This window comes from Kitasatospora sp. cg17-2 (assembly GCF_054031055.1).
The window spans coordinates 8,927,541-8,944,090 of the sequence record NZ_CM132923.1 but is presented as its reverse complement, the minus strand read 5'-3'; the positions used below and the strand labels follow the sequence as shown (position 1 = coordinate 8,944,090).

Sequence of the window (16,550 nt, the reverse complement as noted above, 5' to 3'; positions counted from 1 at the left end):
CGGAGCGGCCGGCCCGGCCCCGTGCCGGCCGGCCGCTCCCGTGCCTGTCGCCAGGCGGTCGCTCAGACGACGGCTCCGCTGTGTTCGCGCGGACGCGCCGCGCGCCGGACGCCCGGCGGGGCGGTGTCCTGCGGCCGGTCCGGGAACCGTTCCTGGAGCAGCAGGGTCACCGGCATCGCGGTGAAGACGGTCGACCCCGTGCCCACCAGCACCCCTGCGAGCAGCGCCACGGAGAAGTCGGTGAGCGAGTCCCCGCCGAGGCATGCCAGAGCGGTGAGGACGAAAAGCGCGCCCATTCCGGTGTTCACCGTGCGCGGCAGGGTCTGGGCCACGGCGCGGTCCGCGAGGTGCGCCCCGTCCGCCGTCCGGTGGGCACGGCGCAGTTCGCGCAGCCGGTCCAGGACCACCACCGTGTCGTTGACCGAGTACCCGACCACGGTGAGCAGCGCGGCGAGGAAGACGCTGTCCACGGGTTTGCCGAGCCAGGCGAAGAGGCCGAGGACGAGGAGCACGTCCTGCGTCATCGCCGTCACCGCCGCGGCGGCGTACGTCCAGCGGAAGCGGATGGTGAGGTAGAGCAGTTGGGCCGCGACCGCCAGGGCGAGCGCGATCACGGCGTAGGTGCGCAGCTCGCTGCCGAGGCTCGGGCCGATCAGGTCGTCGCGTTCCACGGACACCTCTCCGGTGACCGTGGTGAGCGCCTCGCGGATCTGCTGCTGCCGGTCGTCGCCGGTCTCCTTCGTGCGGACGGAGACGCCGGCGTCGCCCGTGGACTGCACCACCGCCTGGGGGAAGCCCGCCCTGACCACCGCGGCGCGGGCGGCGTCCGCGTCGACGTGCTGCGCGGCGGTGTACTGGACGACCCGTCCGCCGGTGAACTCGACGCCGAAGTCCAGGCCGCGCACACCGATCCCGCTCAGGGCGAGCAGCAGCAGGCCGGCGCAGACTCCCAGCCAGCGCCGCCGGTGGCGCATCAGCCGCGGCGGGCGCCTGGTCAGGCGCGCGCGCAGGCGGCCGGTCGTGGCGATCCCGGTCAGGCCGGGCCGCTGGGTGACGAAAGGCCGTCGGAACGCCCACTCGGCGAGCAGCCGGGTGATGACCATGGCCGAGACCATCGAGGCGAGCACGCCGATCGAGAGCGTCACTCCGAAGCCCTTGACCGGCCCGGTCGCGAAGGCGAAGAGCAGCCCGGCGGCGAGGAGCGTCGTCACGTTGGAGTCGGCCACGGCGCTCCACGCCTTCGTGAACCCGGTGCGCAGGGGGCGCTGCAGGTCGCGTTCCCTTCCGGCGACCCGCGCGCCGGGCTTGGCGTACTCCTCCCGGGCCCGTTCGAACACCAGGACGTTGGCGTCCACCGCGATGCCGATCGCCAGCACGAAGCCGGCCAGTCCCGGCAGTGTGAGCGTCGCGCCGAGCGCGACCACGGCCGCGTACGAGATGAGTCCGTAGAGGGCGAGCGCGACGGTGGCCAGCACACCGAGCAGCCGGTAGACCGCGATGACGAAGACCGCAGTGCACAGCAGGCCGGCGACCGCGGCGAGGGCGCTGGCCCGGATCGCCTCGGCGCCGAGCGAGGGGCCGACGGTGCTCTGCTCGATGGCCTTCACCGGCACGGGCAGTGCGCCGCCCTCCACCAGGGCGGCGAGGTCGCGGGCCTCGTCGGCCGAGAAGCCGCCGGTGATCTGCGTCGAGCCGCCGGCGATGCCGTGACCGCAGGCCACGCTGTCCTGGATGCCGGGCGCGGAGATGATCCGGTCGTCGAGCACGATCGCGACCCGGCGGGCCGGGTCACCGGGCCCGGCGCACGCCGCGTCCCCGGTGAGCTTCGCCCACGCGTCGGCGGCCGAGCCGCGGAAGGAGAGGTCGATGCTCCAGCCGCGGCCCGTCCGGGTGTCGAGCACGGCCTCGGCGCCCTTGACGCCGTCACCCGTCAGGGCCGGCGGGGCGAGTCGCAGGTGCCTGCCGGGCGCGTCGGGATCGGGGAGGCTCCGGGAGCCGTCCGCCGCCCGGGTACCGGCCGGTGAGCCGGTGGCCCCGGAGGCGGTCGGCCCTCCGGTGGCCGGTCCGTGCGCGGTCGGTCCGTCAGCGGTCGGTCCCTCGGCGGTCGGTCCCTCGGCGGTCGGTCCGTCGGCGGTCGCGGTGACGGCGTGGAAGGTGAGCTGGGCGGTGCGGCCGATGACCTCGGCGGCCTTGCGGGGGTCCTGGACCCCGGGCAGCTCGACGACGATGCGCCGCTCCCCGGACCGGGCCAGTGAGGGCTCGGCCACGCCGAGGCCGTCGACCCGGCGGCGCAGCACCTCCAGCGCCCGGTCGGTGGCTGCGGCGTCGGCGCGCACTTCGGGCGAGTCCTGGGTCTCCAGGACGATTCGGGTCCCGCCGCGCAGATCGAGTCCGAGGCGGGCGGGCGTGGTCAGGGCGACGTACAGCGAGACGCCGACGACGGCGAGCGCGAGGAGCGCGCGCCAGAGTGTGGCACGACGAGAGGACATGGTTTCTCCACGGGCGGTCCGCGGGATCCGGGCGCCCGCCCGCAGGCGGACGCGCCTCACCCGGGGACGGGCGGACGCAAGGGGACGACGCGCCGCCGGGAGCCTGCGGGACCGGTTGGCCGCAGGCACCGGTTCCGGGCCGCGGGCATGCCGCGGCCTACGGGACAGCGGGCGCGTGGGGCGTCAACTGCTCCGGGGAGAAGGGGGTCCGCGGGTGTGCCGCGGGGAGTACTCGTCACGCGGCGGTGCCCGCTCCTGCCGCGGACCGGCGGCGTACGTACCCGCCAGGGCCCGCGGACCGACCGTGGGCGCGGGCGCGAGCACGGCCGGCAGGAGGACGGGCGGACGGGCGGCGGGCTCCGTGGCCGTCGTGCGCTGCACGACCGCATCGGATCCGCTGCGCTCCGGCCCTCCCCGGACCTCGGGCCGCACGGGGCCCGAACGGACGGGGGTGACAGGCGAGAGGGAGGGAACCGGCATCGCGGCGGGGGCGGACCGAGCCCCGGGCGCCGTACCCAGCACGGCCAGGCAGAGGGCCCAGGCAGCGAGGAGCACGCACGACAGCGCCGCTGCCACGCTCCGGCGGACACGACGGCCCGCCTCACCCTCACTCACCGCTCGGTTCCCCACCCGGCTCCTCCCGCCAGGGACACACTGTAGGCGAACCTGCACGCGTGCGGGGACACACGGGCAGGCGAATACTCCCGGCCGGGGTCCGGCGTCGGCCGGGAGAACCCGGGAGAACCGCGAACGGCTCCCTGCCCCGCCATCACGCCCCGGCGAACCCCAGCTGTCGGAGCCCTGCGGCCGAACGGCGTCGGGCGCACTGCGGCCGGCTCCGCCGCACCGCGCGCGACGCGGCCGGCGCGAGTGACGCCCGAACTTTGCCTTGCTGCCCGGCACTCATTCGCGCCGGGCGGCGAGGCGTCCCCGCAGGCATCCCGCCAGCGAATCGGGCCCCCTGCCACGCACCGCTCCAACCGGCCGAACGGTGAACAGCACCACCTGGCCGACCATCGGTTGCGGGCGTACCCCGAAGAAGGGGGGCGGCCCGATCGATGGACAATCGGGCCGCCCGCCTCGCAGTTGGCCGACTCTGCCCGGCTGGAGCGCCGACCGGGTACGTGGGGCCTGTGGTGAGTGCCTTGGGGAAGCAGGCGCTCACCGCTCTCAACGAAGTGGCTGCGCCCAGGGCACGGAGGGTTGCACTGTCCCTCGTTCTTGTGCCGCCGGTCGCCGCCGAGTGCGCCGATGTCGTGGTCCTGGTCGTCCCGAAGCTCGTCACCAACGCCCTGCGCCACGGCGGCGGCATCCACGCCCTGAAGATCACCGGGCACCCGGGCCGTCCACGACGAACGCCCGCAGGCCCCGCGCGTACGTACCCCCGATCTGAACGGCAGCTCCGGAGGCTTCGGCTGGCCCATGGTCAACCGCCTCGCCCGCACCACCTCGGTGCCCCTCGGTCGTCGGGGGGAAAGACGGTACGCGCTGTCCTCCACCGTGTCCCAGGACCGGCCCTCGAACCGATCCGTCAGGTGCAGGTCGCGGTGCCGGTCGGACCGACATACCCCTCCAGCGACACCCGCTTGTTGGGGAAGAGCTCCCCACCGATCGCGTCGACAGCTGAGAAGGTCCGGGGCAGTTCGGATTCCTTGAGTGGCTCGCCGGTGTAGACGGCCAGCAGCATGCCATCACAGGCGCGGTTGCGGGCGGTGACCGCTTTGGGGATCGGGAACTGCTGGACCTCAAGACCGGTGGTGCGGAAGTCGTTGTCGGAGACGGACTCAAGGGAAACCAAGGAACCGGTCCTCCGGTGCACCAACCAGTACTGAATATGGACCCGTTCAGGCACGCAGAGCGGGCCTCCGAAGTGGCTCGGGTCGGCCCCGGCGAGCCTCACGCCGCCGCTGTCCACGTCCCGGTTGGCGAGCAGTCTCAGCCAAAGGGAACGGTCCTTGTCCTGCCACGCGGTGTTGTCGTGACAACCGGCCGCGAGAGTAGGGTAGTACGGGCCGGAGGGGGACGGCGCCGCGGCGCTCGTCGTGGGGCCGGTCGGCGTGGCGGTCGAGGCAGGCACCTTCGTCGGGGGCCCGGAGGCCCCGGGAAGCGCCTCGTCTCCGGAGCCCGAATCCGAGCAACCCACCAGCACGGCCGCCGCCGACACTGTGGCCACCCAGGCGGCGACCCGTCGGGACACGATCATGAAGCCTCCACTCACCGTGCACTGGGACGCGGAAGGGCCGGCGCCGGTCCCGTCCGCGGGAGGTCGAGAGCCCGATTCTAGAGCGACGCCGGCGCCCGGGGATGCCGTTCGGCCCAATGCAGGGACAGTCTTGACCGTGCAGCCTCATCGCCCTCGACCGACCATCGCGGCCGGGCCGGTGCCACGTCGGCCGATGACTTTGCCCAGGCCAACTGACATCAGTCTCGCTGCCGACGGGCACCTCCCCCTGGCCGTACCCCGGCTCCACATCCGCCCCACAGCTACGCCCTCCGAGGGGCCGAGGTAGCCGCATCCCAATCAAGGCAACGAGTTCAGCCTGCAACAACCGGGACCGGTGCGCTCGACGGCCGCCCCGCTCCACCCGATGACGAACCTGCACGGTTGAAGCCTGCCTGCCCCGAACGCATGTGACTGACCCTTGATGCACGGTCGATACACAACCGCGTACTGGTGGAGGCCGCGCGAAAGCCGGCTCGAAGCAGCGGTCACGGACCCTGTAGGCGCACCGGTGACCGGCTCGGCCCCAGCGAGGGCCGTGAGCGTCCTGTTCCGGTCCCCCGGCAGCAACAGGCCGGTCAGGTACTCCCGAAACCCACGCCGCCGGGCCGACGAGCGAAACAGATCGTCGAACCTCGTCAACAAACCACCGGCAAGCCTGCCCAAGTCACCATCCCGGCACGAGTGTTATGGGCCGATGGCATTGGCGGGGGCGGCGCGGCCGCTCACATACTTCTGTGCACGGCAGGTTGATGGGCCACGGACAACCCGAGACAGGGAGTGCACCGGCCCTCCCCTCCGTGTCCCCGACACCTCCTACACCTAGGAACCCCCATGCGCCTTTCCCGACCCCTGTCCGCCGCGGGGATCGCCCTCGGCATGGTCGTCACCGCCCCGGCCTTCACCGGCACCGCCACGGCCGGCCAGACCATCGTCGGAGGCCAGCAGGCCACCTCCACCTACTCGTTCATGGGATCCATCCAGGTCAACGGCGACCACTACTGCGGCGCCTCGCTCATCTCGCCCGAGTGGATGGTCACCGCCCTGCACTGCACGTACGGCAACGGCCCGCTCCCGGCCTCGGCCCTGCGCGTCCGGATCGGCTCCAACGACCGCCTCAGCGGCGGCACCGTGGCCGGCGTCTCGCAGATCGTCCGCCCCTCCAGCGACCGGAGCATGGAAGGCCAGGACATAGCCCTGCTGCACCTCAGCAGCAGGGTCGGCAACACGCCCGTGCCGATCGCCGCCACCACCCCGCCCGACGGTTCCGCCACCCGGCTGCTCGGCTGGGGGCAGACCTGCCCGCAGCGCGACTGCTCCACCTCCGCGCCCCGCTACCTCAAGCAGCTCGACACCAAGGTGCTGCCCGACAGCTCCTGCGACAACACGGCGGCAGATCGCGAACTGTGCGTCGCGGGCACCACCACCGACACCGCCTGCTACGGCGACTCCGGCGGACCGGCGCTGATCGACCGCAACGGCAGGCGTGAACTGGTCGGCGCCACAAGCCGGAGCGGCATCGACGACGACACCTGCGGAGCCGGCGGCAGCGCCATCTACACGGACCTGGCGTCCTGGCGGTCCTGGATCCAGAAGTACACCGGCGCCCTCTGAGCCGTCGCCTCCGCGGCGCGGACCCCACAAGGGTCCGGGCCACGGGATCGCGGCCGGACCGGGGCGCGCGGCCTCGCCCCACCCCAGCTCCGGCCGCGGTCCGGCCGCGGTCCGTCACCCCGGAGGCGGTCGGTCCGAAGGTCCGGACCAGCACCTCCACCTCACCCGGAACCGTGGACATGACACCAAGGCGTGAACTAGCCTCGCTCAGCCATGGAACTGGAACTGCGGCACCTCCGCATTCTGCTGGCGATCGCCGAAGCCGGCAGTCTGAGCAGGGCAGCCGCCGCCCTGATGCTCTCCCAGCCGGCGATGACCACTCAACTGCGCCGTATCGAAGCCTCACTGGGCCAGGCCCTCTTCGAGCGTTCCGCTCGCGGGGTCGTCCCCACCCGGGCCGGTGAGCTCGTGATCCTGCACGCCCGCGACGCGGTGGCCAGCGCCGACCGGATCCGCGGCTGCCGCCTCCGGTCGGCGGCCGGTCCGGAGCCGGTGACGGTGGGTGGCAGCTCCGGCCCGTTCCTGGGCCACCTGGCGATCCACCTGCCGGCCGTCCTGAGCAACCCCGTGAGCTTCGTGCAGTGCGCGACCACGGGGGAGGCGATGAGCCGGACCGCGGACCGATCCATCGCCGCGGGCTGCATGATCGAGCTGGACGGCTTCGGCATGACGCCGCCCGATGGTGTCGTCGTCGACGTCATCGGACTCGAACCCGTGGTGGTCGTCCTCCCTGTCGGGCACCCCCTCGCCCGGCAGGAACGGGTCGACCTCGCGGGCCTCGTCGGCGAGACCTGGCTCCTGCCGCCCCACGATCCCGGCTGCGACGACTACGGGGCACTGGTGGAGGCCTGCGGAGCCGCCGGTTTCGCACCGTGCGTCTCATCGCTCCGCATCGGACAGGTGGGCATCCTGTGCGACCTGATCGCCCAGGGCGCCGGCCTGACGCTGCTGCAGGGATCGGCCCGGTCCCGCGAGGGCGTGGTCATGCGAAGACTCGTCGGCGACCCGCTCCTCGGGAGGCACCTGCTGGCCCTGCATCGCGAATCACCCCTCATCGGCGCCCGGCCGCTGCTGCTCTCCCTCGTCCGGGACGCCTTCGACTCCCGTTGCGCCAAGCCGGACTGACACTCCGTCCGGAGGCGTGCCCGACCACCCTCCGGCGGACCCCGGGGTCCGTCCGCGTAAACCGCGACCGGGCGCCGTCGACGGGGGCGGACGTAACACCCGTGCGCCTCCCGCCGATTGGCTTGACAGGTCACCGCCAAATCAGGGTGCCTGCTTCCTCGCGGAGGTGGCGACGCCCACCGCCCGCACCACCCCCTCCCCTCCCCACGGGGAGACCGACCCCCACGTAAGGACAGTCATGCCCCACTCGAAGTGGCTCACCGCCGTCGGCGCCGCCGCGGCCCTCACCGTGATCCTGGCGCCCACCGCGCAGGCCGCGTCCGCGTCCGGAGCAGCCGCACCCACCAGCGCCTCCACCGTGACCACCCTCTACTACGACGCCACTCGGGCCGGCGGCTGGGAGGACGCCATCACCGCCGGAGTCGCCTCCTGGAACGCGAACACCAAGAACGTCAGGCTGGTGGCGGCCCGGCCCGGCACCCGCGCCGAGATCCAGATCGTCGCCACCAGCGGCTGGCCGCAGGCCTCCCTGGGTCCGGTCCGTCCGGGCGGCCAGGGCCGGGTGGAACTCGGAAGCCAGGCGGTCGCCGAGGGGCACGACAAGACCCGCATCGCCGCCCACGAGATCGGCCACAACCTCGGCCTGCCGGACACCAAGCCCGGCCCCTGCTCCCAGTTGATGTCGGGTTCCAGCGCCGGCACCACCTGCAAGAACGCCACCCCCAACGCGACCGAACGGTCCCGGGTCGACACGGCCTACGCCAGCCGTGCCGCGACGGCGGACGACCGCCTGCTGGTCGACGCGTCCTGACGTCCGGAGGATAGGACGTGGCCGCCGCGGACTCGCCCCGGCGGCCACGTCGTCCGTCGTCGGCGTTCCCTAAGAGGTCGTATTCGTCCGATGTTTCATCCCGAGACGGGGTGTTTGGTGAGGTTCTTCGGGTCGCGCCAGGAGATGGTGTTCTCCCCGGTCAGGCGTCGGGCCATGAGGTCGGTCATGGCGATGTGGATGACAGCTTCCGAACGGGTGGGCAACGTCTCGTAGTCGCGGGCGAGGCGGCGATGGAGCATGAGCCAGCCATAGGTCCGCTCGACCGTCCACCGCTTCGGTATCGGGGTGAATCCCCTGGTGCCGGGCTTGCGGGCGGTGATTTCCATGTCGATGCCGAGGGTGGCGGCGTGCTCGACGAGGTGCTGGCGGTAGCCGCCGTCGACCCGGACCTTGCGGATGGCGGGGTGCTCGGCGGCCACCTGGTCGAGCAACGCGGCTCCGGCGACGGAGTCCTGCACGCTCGCCGCGGTCACCAGCACCGCGAGGAGGAGACCGAGGGTGTCGGTGACGATGCTCCGCTTCCTGCTGACGATCTTCTTCCCGGCATCGATGCCCTGGCCGGCGGCGTGGACGCTGGTCGAGGTCTTGACGCTCTGCGCGTCGATCACGGTCCTTGTCCCAGGTCCGGGCGACTTGCCAGGGTGGAGGGTCCGAACGAGCTCGGTTCCGAAGGGAAATGACGTGACCCACCGCATCAGGTCCGGCCGGTCGGCCGTGGTGGCCGGCACCGCGACGGCCGTCCCCTCCCCGGCCGCGCATTCCGGATCCGCGCGGGCGGGTGCGACCGCTCCGCCGCTGTGCGGACCCGAGCGGCGGTCGGAACGGTGAGCGCGCACGGGACCACCGGCGGCGGGTGCCGGGTACGGATCCTGGACGGCCTGCACGAACTGACCGTCCACACCCTGACCACGACGGCCGAGGGGTTCACCGTCACCTACTCCGTCACCCCGCCCCTGCCCGGCGACCTCCTCCCCCACACGCCCGGCGTGCCCGCGCTCTTCCTCTGGCTGGAGGCCGTCGACGACCGGGGCCGCCACTACCTCGACTACGGCGGCGCCCACGGGCTCGGCCCCGACGGACTGCGGACCGACGGCAGCATCAGCGGTCGCCCCGCCGTGGGTACGGACGTCGGCGTGCTGACGGTCCGGCTGGTCTTCCTGCGGGGCGGGACGGAGCACGCCTACGACATCGCCTTCCCCCTTTCCCCGGCGGCCTGTTGAGGCCCCGGCGCCCGGAGCCTCAACAGGGGTCACACCAGCACGGTCCCGGTCGGGTCGGAACGTCCTGCGCGTCCGCCACCCCGAACCGGACGCTGCGCAGGACGGCGACCAGCAGCGGTGCGTAGTCGTCCGCCCAGTGGTCCACGTCCGGAGTGGTCAGTTCGACGAGCAGGACCCCGGCCAGGGGAGGGGGCAGGGGCAGGTGGGCCTTGGCGGAGAGCAGTGGGACGCTCTGCCCGCCGCCGAGCTGCCAGCCCGGGGTCTGCTCCAGGGCGACGACGACCGGCCCGGCCGGCGCTTCGAAGCGGCGGACGAGCCTCCGGTGCCCGCGTCCGTCGGCGGTCTCCGGTGCCGGGGCGAGGATCTCCGCCAGGGCGGCGGCCACCGCCTCCTGGGGTGCGGGGTCGGCGGTCTCCATCTGGGCGACGGTCAGCGTCGCCGTGGACAGCCGGCCGTTGAGGGTGCCGACGCAGGTACCCGACCAGATCGCGTCGAGTCCGCTCAGCACCGCCGATCCGATCAGGTGGAGGTCGGTCAGCGCCCGGCGCCGGTCGGTGCCGAGCTCGGCGGCCCGGGCGCCGAGCCGATCCAGCACCAGTTCGTACGCCTCCTCGGGATCGTCGGTGGCGCGGAACTCCTCGAAGACCTCCGGGACGTCGAACTCCACGGTGCCGAGGTCCGGGTTCACCACTGCTCCCCCCGACGGTCCGGGTCACCCGGCGGGGGTCCCGGCGGTGGGACGGACCCGCCGCTCTCCGGGTGGACCGGCCGGTGCGCGCGGGCCCGTTCCAGCAGCCGGTCCCGCTGGCGGGCGTACGGACGCACGCCGAGCAGACAGGCCGCCGCGAGCACCAGCAGGACGGCTCCGGCCACGGGCAGCGACCACACCAGCACCAGCCCCGCGAGGGCGAGTGCGACGCCGAGGCCGAGCAGGGCCCGCGGGCCGGGCCGCGCCTCGATCTCCGCCACCGAGGCCGTCGGCATCCGGTCCGGTGCCGGCCGCACCGGACCCAGGCCCGGTGGCCAGCCCGGCGGTGTCCACACCACCGGCCCACCGGGCTGCGGCGACCCCCACGGCATGGGAGTGGGCACGCCCGGCCGCAGGTCGGGGGCGCGCATCCACGCCGCCCGGGCGACCGCCCGCGGGTCCGGGTCGAGCACCGCCCGCACCCGAGCGCTCCCCATGCGGTCGGAGAACTGCTTGAAGTGCTCCAGCCGGTAGCCGTAGAGCCAGCAGAGCCAGCGCATCTCGGCCTCGCCGAAGGAGAAGAGGTTGACGGGCCGGTCCACACGCGGCCCGCCGTCGAGCAGCAGGGCCGCCCCGTTCATGTCCATACCTTCAACTTCCCTTGCCTGCCGCCGCCTTGTCCTTCTGCGAGCCGTCCTCCCAGGCGTTCTCCAGCCCGACGATCAACGGCCCGCCCGGCAGCAGCAGTTCGCCCCACTGGCGGCCGCCGCGCGGGAGGAACTGCTTGAGGCCCGCAGCGTCCTTCGACCACCCGTCGAGGGTGATGCCCGTCCCGCCGAGGCTGACGCCGTTGCCGACCGCCTCGCGGGTGAACAGGGAGGCGGCCAGCTTTCCGGTCTTGCCGACCGTGCCGATCACCGGGACGACGCCCATCACGTCCACCGCGAGGCTCAGCGGCGGCACGTCCGCGCCGGCGGCCTTGGCGACCGCGTGCGCGCCCAGGGCCGCGCCGGACAGGCCCATCGACACCGCGCCCAGCCCACCCGCGACCACCTCCAGCGGCGGGAAGAACACCCCGGCCGCCGCCACCCCGATCGCGGCGAGGCCGACCAGCGTGCTGGCGTTGGACAGCAGGTCACCGACGGCGGCGATCGCGTTGGCGTGGTCCTTCACCCATTGCGCCGCGTCCTTGGCGAGCCGGATGTGGGCCGCGGCGAGCTGCTTCACGCCGTCCATCAGCCGGGCGAACCAGCCGGGCCCGTCCGGGGCCGCGTCGCCGGCCTTGCCGACCGCCCGCGCCGCCTCCTGCGCCAGCCGGTCGTGCTCGGCCCGCAGCTCCTCCGCCTGGGCGAGGATCGTGTCCAGTTCGGCGTCGGCGGTCTTCAGCCGGGCCTGCGCCGACCGGAGCTTCGCCGTCGCCTCCTCCGCCTGCTGCCCGTCCTGGAACCAGAGCCCGCCGAGGTCGAGGTCCGGGTCGTCCGCCGCCTTCTGCCGCTCGGCCCTGGCGGCTTTCGCCCGGGCCTCCTGGTCGTCGGCCCGGAGCTGCATGCCGGCGAGCTGTTCCCGCCACCCGGCCATCGTCGCGGCGGCGGAGGAGAACGAGGTGTGCGCGGTGTCCAACTGCCCGGGGAGCTTGGCGATCCGGGCCGAGAAGGCGTCCGCAGCCTCCCCCTGCCAGGCCTGCCCGTTCCGCGAGGCCCGCTGGACGCTGCCGCGCGCGTCGTTCAACTCCTTGGCCGCCAGCCGGAGATCCTTCACCAGCGTGTCGACACCGCTCAAGCTGCCCGGCGCGGGGTCGAAGCCCAGGGCGGGGAAGCCGTCCCGCTCGACCTTCGGGCCCCAGCCGGGGAACCCAGGGCCCGCCATCAGGCGGCCGCCCTGCCGGTGGCGACCTTGCCGGTCAGCGTGCCCTGGATCACCGCATCGGTGTCCCGGTACGCCTTGGCCGTGGCGTCCAGGCCCGCGCCGATCGCGTGCAGCGTCTCGTTCAACTGCTTGAGCCCGAAATTCCATTCACCGCCGAAGTGTGCGCACGCGCCGTCCAGCGCGAAGTGCCCCGCCACCTGCGGCGAGGCCTTGTCGAGCGCGTGCATCGCGCCGGCCATGCTGCCGGTCGCCTCCCGCAGCTCCTGCGACACCTGGCCGAGCTCTCCCGCGTCGACCCTGAACCTGTCCGCCACTGCTCCCCCATGAGCCCCGTACGAATGATCACCGGCACGCTAGCGGCCAACTCCGGTTCATGATCGATCCGTTGACGAGTTCCTGACGGATCCCCAACGCGTTCCGAACGCGCGGGGCCGCGGCGGCAGGGATCTCGACACCGGGACGGCGAGTGACGCGGCGACCTGGGCTGCTGCATCGGCGGACCGCCCCCGGGGACGGCCGCCGGCCGAGCCACTCGCCGCCCCCTGTTTCGACCGAACGCGGCCCCGGCGCAACCCGCCGGGGCCGGGATCCGGCGCGGTCCGCCGCTCAAGCCCCCACAACCGAGCAACGAACCGTTTCTGCACGACCGACGTTACGGCCGGCCGGAGCCCGCCCCGGACCTCCTTGACACGTCATTGACGTGCCGGTCGATGACCTTGACACCTTCTTGGCGAGAAGGCGCCGCCCGTGACCGCCACCCTCCCGAATCCGGCGGTCCGCCCGAGCTGCCCGTAACGGCACACCACCTCGGCCTGTCGTGGAGCACGCACCCGTCAGGCGAACTCCCGCAGCCTGGGCCGGACTCCGAACGCGGCCAGAACGAGAGCGGCCGCCCGGAGCGCGCCGCCGAGGGCCGCCGCCGAGGCGTCGAGGTCGTCGTCGGTGTCGGCCACCGCGCGGTCCGTCGCCCGCTGGTTGACTGCCTGGACGTCGTCGAGCGCCGTGGCGAGAGGACCGGAGTCGGCGTTGGACTGGCCGGCGGCCAGACCGGTGTTGAAGGCGACCGTTTCATGAGCCGCCCCTGCGCGTTGAATTGGCGGATCTTCCGGTCGTCCTGCTGGTAGGCCTGGAACGCCGCCAGCACCCGCTCGGCCGCCTCCTGCTCACCGGCGAAGGTGATGTTCCGCAGCTCGTCACCGAGGAAGCCTCCGAAGCCGACGGCTGCGTGGTCGGCGCGGTGCGTGTTCGCCAGAGCGGCGAGTTCGCTGTTGCAACTGCCGAGAGTCGCGCCGCCCACGCGGGCGAAGGACTGGGTCTTGTCGAAGAAGCTCTGCTCGTACGCCGCCGCACGGGCCGGATCGGTCGGATACCGGCTCTCATCGGCGTTCAGGTCGTACGCCGTCCGCAAGGAAGCGGCACTCCCGGATCTCACCCGACCCGAAGGACTCGCCGAGCACCGCCGGATCCACGGTGATCTCGCGCGCTCATCGGGGCGCCGTGCATCGCCTCTGCCACACAACGCAGGCTTTCGAATCAGCAACATGACCGTGGTGCAGTCCGCACACGGCGAGGCCGGTTCGGTCAAGCGGTGGCCGACCAGGCCAATTCGCCACTGACGATCCGTCAGAAAAGTCAGCAAAAAGTCAGCATCAGTACGGGCAGACCTTGCGAAACGCGCGTAGACCTGAGAATCGACGCGCCCCGTGCCTTGCCTCCCGAGGAGGCAGGCACGGGGCGCGGAACTCGTCCTGCAACCGCCCTTCCGATGCGCTTCGGATGGCGGAACAGTCCAGTGGACAGCGACCGGAACAGGTGCTTAATCCGAGGCATCTTCCCAGGTCAGCGCACCCGGCCACGCGCCTTCAGGGGGATGTCGGGGAGGGCCGGGGCGTGGAGGCGGGCACCGTCGTAGCCGTGGACCTCCCCGAAGCGGGTGCCGGTCTCCCAGTCGTTGCGGGCCTGGAGGATCTCCTCACCGGATCGGCCGATGAAGTTCCACCACATGACGATCTTCTCCTCGAAGGGCTCGCCGCCGAGCAGGAGGAGGGTGGCGTCGGTGTCGGCGTGGAGGGGGAGGGTGCGGCGGCCGGTGCCGAGGTAGAGCATGGCGCCGGGGTCGAGGGGGACGCCGTCGACGGTGGTGCGGCCGGACATGGTGAGGACGGCGTACTCGAAGTCGGGGTCCAGGGGGAGCTGGAGGTCGGTGGCGGCGGCGAGGGTGAGGTCGGCGCCGACGAGGGGGGTGTGGGTGGTGCCCGGGGAGGTGGCGCCGTCGAGGGTGCCGAGGATGACGGTGGCGTGCAGGCCGGGGGCGGTGACGGTGGGCAGGTCGGCGTGGTGTTCGAAGGCGGGTTCGCGGTGGCGGTGGGCGTCGGGGAGGGCGACCCACAGCTGGGCGCCGTGCAGGAGGGGGGCGTGCGGGCGGGGGGACTCCTCGGAGTGGGAGATCGCCCGGCCGGAGGTCATCAGGCCCAGTTCGCGGGGGCGCACGGTCCGCAGGCTGCCGAGGCTGTCGCGGTGCAGCACCTCGCCCGCGTGCAGCCAGCTCACGGTCTGCAGGCCCATGTGGGGGTGCGGGGGCACCTGCATGCCCGGCTCGTCCGCGATGTCGTCCGGACCGTAGTGGTCCACGAACGCCCAGGCGCCGACCATCCGGCGCCCCAGGTTGGGGAGCAGGCGGCGGACCACCGTGCTGCCGCCGAGGGCGGCCTCGCGCGGGGCGAGGAGTTCGTGGACCGGGCCGCCCGGGGTGTCGGCGCGGCCGCCGCGGCGGGCGGGGTCGGGGACGGCGGCGTCAGTCATGGTGGGCTCCGTTGGCGGCGCGCGGGGCGGCGGGGACGATGGGGGTACCGGCGGAGACGGCCCGGGTGACGGGCGTCCGGTCGGCGATGTCGAGCAGGCGGGCGCGCTGGGTCTCGTCGAGGTCGCCGACCAGGTCGATCCGGCGGGTGATCCGGACGGCCTTCTCGGGGCCCTTCTCGTAGCCGAGGTGGACGCGCACGGTGGTCAGCGGCCACTGCTTGCGCTGGGCGTACATCCGCAGGGTGATCGCGGTGCAGGAGCCGAGGGCGGAGAGCAGCAGGCCGACCGGGGTGGTGGCGGTGTCGGCGCCGCCGGCCGATTCGGGCTCGTCGGCGGCGAGCCGGTGGCGGCCGGAGCGGATGTCGACGCGGTAGTCCTCGCCGGTGCTGGTCGCGACGGCGGCGGCGGAGCGGACGAAGACGGGTTCGGCGGTGTCCAGGGGTTCGGCGTCCGGGGCCGCCCCGGTGGCCTCGGCGGTCACAGGCCGAACCGCTCGTGCTGGGCGGCCGGGACGAGGTCGTGGTACTCCGGGTGCTTGGTCAGCCAACCGCGGATGAAGGGGCAGTACGGCAGGACGGCGAGCTCACGGGCGCGGGCGTCGTCGAGCACGGCGCGGGCGAGGATGCCGCCGAGGCCCCGGCCGCCGAAGCCCGGGTCGATCTCGGTGTGGATGAAGGCGATCTCGTCGTCGTGGCGGAAGTACTCGGCGAAGCCGGCGAGTTCGCCGTCGGCGGTGATCTCGTAGCGGGACTTCTCGGGATTGTCGGCGACGGTGGTCGTCGTCATGGCGTACTCCTCGGGGTCGGGTCCCTGGCGTCGGAGTTAATTTATCATTCAACTATTGGTGGATCAAGGACCGCCGGAGGGGAATCCGGCGGTCGGCGCCCCGGGCGGACCTGCGGTGGGCCCGGGGCGACCCCGGGGCGGGGCTCAGGAGAGGGTGATCGGCGGGGGCAGCGGGTGGCAGCCGTCCCAGGACGCCATCTGGCCGGGCGGGCAGGAGACCGGGCGCGACGGCAGGGTCGGGACCGGGCGGGGCGGCACCGTCCACTGGCTCGGGTCGGGGCCGTCGTCGGGGTCGGCCGGCGGCTTGGGGGCCGTGGGCGGCGCCTTGGGGGGTGCGGGTGCGGGCGGCGCCGGCGGCACCGGCGGCGCGGGTGCGGCAGGGGGCGCGGGAACGGCCGGGGCGGACGGGGCGGCAGGCGGTGCGGCGGGAGCGGACTTCGACGGTGCGGCCGGGCGCGGCGAGGCCGGTGTCGCGGGCCGGGTGGCCGGTCGCTCGGCCGTCGGAACCGCGGAGGGAGCAGTGGACGACGCGGTGGACGACGCGGTGGACGGGGCGGTGGACGGGGCGATCGGGGTGTCCGCCGACTCCGGGGCGGCCGCAGGGTCGGACGGGGTCTCCGGGGCGAGCGGTGCCGAAGGAGTCGGGTCGACGGTCGGGTCGGCCGTCGGCGAGGTGGCCTGGGTCGGCGAGCCGGTCGGGGCCGGATCGGCGGAGTCGGACCCGCTCATCGCCCAGCCCCCCGCGCCGACCAGCGCGACGGCGCACAGTCCCGCCGCCATGCCGATGGCGACCCGTCGTCGCCGCACCGCGCCGTCCCCCGCAATCTGGCCCTGCTCCCGCACCTCGTCCTGCACCGCGCCCGCCCACTCTGTTCGATCATTGTTCGGAATGCGCGGATGGTAGCAG

The 16,550-nt window shown here is 73.4% G+C and carries 15 protein-coding genes and 2 pseudogenes; 6 read left to right on the top strand and 11 right to left on the bottom strand.

The window, feature by feature from the left end; all coding sequences use genetic code 11:
- Positions 1-62: 62 nt before the first annotated feature.
- Positions 63-2,489, bottom strand: a complete 2,427-nt coding sequence (secD, locus tag ACW14Y_RS37615) for a protein translocase subunit SecD (RefSeq protein WP_456985012.1) — start codon at positions 2,487-2,489, stop codon at positions 63-65.
- Positions 2,490-3,667: 1,178 nt separating this feature from the next.
- Here secD and ACW14Y_RS37610 point away from each other — a divergent pair.
- Positions 3,668-3,991: pseudogene (locus ACW14Y_RS37610) on the top strand (ATP-binding protein); the annotation flags it as partial.
- 29 nt (positions 3,992-4,020) lie between these two features.
- On the opposite strand, the gene ACW14Y_RS37605 reads toward ACW14Y_RS37610, so the two are convergent.
- A complete protein-coding gene (locus tag ACW14Y_RS37605) occupies positions 4,021-4,692 on the bottom strand; it encodes a hypothetical protein (protein ID WP_380306683.1) in 672 nt (223 codons plus the stop codon).
- 852 nt (positions 4,693-5,544) lie between these two features.
- Here ACW14Y_RS37605 and ACW14Y_RS37600 point away from each other — a divergent pair.
- From ACW14Y_RS37600 to ACW14Y_RS37590, 3 genes are all read left to right on the top strand, one after another.
- Positions 5,545-6,324 (top strand): S1 family peptidase, encoded by a 780-nt coding sequence (locus ACW14Y_RS37600; RefSeq protein ID WP_380306681.1) that lies wholly within the window; start codon positions 5,545-5,547, stop codon positions 6,322-6,324.
- 213 nt (positions 6,325-6,537) lie between these two features.
- Positions 6,538-7,449: a LysR family transcriptional regulator gene (locus ACW14Y_RS37595; RefSeq protein ID WP_380306679.1), complete on the top strand. Its 912-nt coding sequence runs from the start codon at positions 6,538-6,540 to the stop codon at positions 7,447-7,449.
- Positions 7,450-7,687: 238 nt separating this feature from the next.
- On the top strand, positions 7,688-8,260 hold the full coding sequence (locus ACW14Y_RS37590) for a snapalysin family zinc-dependent metalloprotease (RefSeq protein WP_380306677.1): 573 nt from the start codon (positions 7,688-7,690) through the stop codon (positions 8,258-8,260).
- A 95-nt stretch (positions 8,261-8,355) separates the two neighbouring features.
- On the opposite strand, the pseudogene ACW14Y_RS37585 reads toward ACW14Y_RS37590, so the two are convergent.
- A pseudogene (locus ACW14Y_RS37585) lies at positions 8,356-8,892 on the bottom strand (transposase); the annotation flags it as partial.
- Between the two features lie 213 nt (positions 8,893-9,105).
- On the opposite strand from ACW14Y_RS37585, the gene ACW14Y_RS37580 reads away from it, so the two are divergent.
- Positions 9,106-9,501, top strand: a complete 396-nt coding sequence (locus tag ACW14Y_RS37580) for a hypothetical protein (protein WP_456985011.1) — start codon at positions 9,106-9,108, stop codon at positions 9,499-9,501.
- 19 nt (positions 9,502-9,520) lie between these two features.
- Here the strand turns inward: ACW14Y_RS37580 and ACW14Y_RS37575 are convergent, their stop codons facing one another.
- From ACW14Y_RS37575 to ACW14Y_RS37560, 4 genes are read right to left on the bottom strand one after another with little or no spacing between them, the layout of a single operon-like run.
- Positions 9,521-10,189 (bottom strand): hypothetical protein, encoded by a 669-nt coding sequence (locus tag ACW14Y_RS37575; protein WP_456985010.1) that lies wholly within the window; start codon positions 10,187-10,189, stop codon positions 9,521-9,523.
- Positions 10,186-10,830 (bottom strand): hypothetical protein, encoded by a 645-nt coding sequence (locus ACW14Y_RS37570; protein WP_456985009.1) that lies wholly within the window; start codon positions 10,828-10,830, stop codon positions 10,186-10,188. Before ACW14Y_RS37570 ends, ACW14Y_RS37575 begins: the two co-directional genes overlap by 4 nt.
- 10 nt (positions 10,831-10,840) lie before the next feature.
- Positions 10,841-12,055 carry a putative T7SS-secreted protein gene (locus ACW14Y_RS37565; protein ID WP_456985008.1) on the bottom strand — a complete coding sequence of 405 codons (1,215 nt, stop codon included), beginning with the start codon at positions 12,053-12,055 and terminating at the stop codon, positions 10,841-10,843.
- Complete coding sequence (locus ACW14Y_RS37560) at positions 12,055-12,369, bottom strand: WXG100 family type VII secretion target (protein WP_456985007.1); 315 nt, start codon at positions 12,367-12,369, stop codon at positions 12,055-12,057. The genes ACW14Y_RS37565 and ACW14Y_RS37560 overlap by 1 nt, the downstream gene beginning before the upstream one ends.
- Positions 12,370-13,371: 1,002 nt before the next feature.
- Between ACW14Y_RS37560 and ACW14Y_RS37555 the strand changes: the two genes are divergently transcribed.
- Entirely contained in the window at positions 13,372-13,671 is a 300-nt protein-coding gene (locus tag ACW14Y_RS37555) for a hypothetical protein (protein ID WP_456985006.1), read from the top strand.
- Positions 13,672-13,894: 223 nt separating this feature from the next.
- Here ACW14Y_RS37555 and ACW14Y_RS37550 read toward each other — a convergent pair whose 3' ends face one another.
- The 4 genes from ACW14Y_RS37550 to ACW14Y_RS37535 form a co-directional block, all read right to left on the bottom strand.
- On the bottom strand, positions 13,895-14,857 hold the full coding sequence (locus ACW14Y_RS37550) for a pirin family protein (RefSeq protein ID WP_402723393.1): 963 nt from the start codon (positions 14,855-14,857) through the stop codon (positions 13,895-13,897).
- Positions 14,850-15,338, bottom strand: a complete 489-nt coding sequence (locus tag ACW14Y_RS37545; RefSeq protein ID WP_380306660.1) for an OsmC family protein — start codon at positions 15,336-15,338, stop codon at positions 14,850-14,852. Before ACW14Y_RS37545 ends, ACW14Y_RS37550 begins: the two co-directional genes overlap by 8 nt.
- Positions 15,335-15,643, bottom strand: coding sequence for a GNAT family N-acetyltransferase (locus tag ACW14Y_RS37540; protein ID WP_380440385.1), 309 nt, complete (start codon positions 15,641-15,643; stop codon positions 15,335-15,337). Before ACW14Y_RS37540 ends, ACW14Y_RS37545 begins: the two co-directional genes overlap by 4 nt.
- A 144-nt stretch (positions 15,644-15,787) precedes the next feature.
- Entirely contained in the window at positions 15,788-16,498 is a 711-nt protein-coding gene (locus ACW14Y_RS37535; protein WP_456985005.1) for a hypothetical protein, read from the bottom strand.
- Between the last annotated feature and the right edge of the window lie 52 nt (positions 16,499-16,550).

What these genes read in the sequence shown, in the direction of transcription:
- secD (WP_456985012.1), bottom strand. Translation starts at nt 2,489, where the DNA reads ATGTCCTCTCGTCGTGCCACACTCTGGCGCGCGCTCCTCGCGCTCGCC.
- ACW14Y_RS37605 (WP_380306683.1), bottom strand. Translation starts at nt 4,692, where the DNA reads ATGATCGTGTCCCGACGGGTCGCCGCCTGGGTGGCCACAGTGTCGGCG.
- ACW14Y_RS37600 (WP_380306681.1), top strand. Translation starts at nt 5,545, where the DNA reads ATGCGCCTTTCCCGACCCCTGTCCGCCGCGGGGATCGCCCTCGGCATG.
- ACW14Y_RS37595 (WP_380306679.1), top strand. Translation starts at nt 6,538, where the DNA reads ATGGAACTGGAACTGCGGCACCTCCGCATTCTGCTGGCGATCGCCGAA.
- ACW14Y_RS37590 (WP_380306677.1), top strand. Translation starts at nt 7,688, where the DNA reads ATGCCCCACTCGAAGTGGCTCACCGCCGTCGGCGCCGCCGCGGCCCTC.
- ACW14Y_RS37570 (WP_456985009.1), bottom strand. Translation starts at nt 10,830, where the DNA reads ATGAACGGGGCGGCCCTGCTGCTCGACGGCGGGCCGCGTGTGGACCGG.
- ACW14Y_RS37565 (WP_456985008.1), bottom strand. Translation starts at nt 12,055, where the DNA reads ATGGCGGGCCCTGGGTTCCCCGGCTGGGGCCCGAAGGTCGAGCGGGAC.
- ACW14Y_RS37550 (WP_402723393.1), bottom strand. Translation starts at nt 14,857, where the DNA reads ATGACTGACGCCGCCGTCCCCGACCCCGCCCGCCGCGGCGGCCGCGCC.
- ACW14Y_RS37540 (WP_380440385.1), bottom strand. Translation starts at nt 15,643, where the DNA reads ATGACGACGACCACCGTCGCCGACAATCCCGAGAAGTCCCGCTACGAG.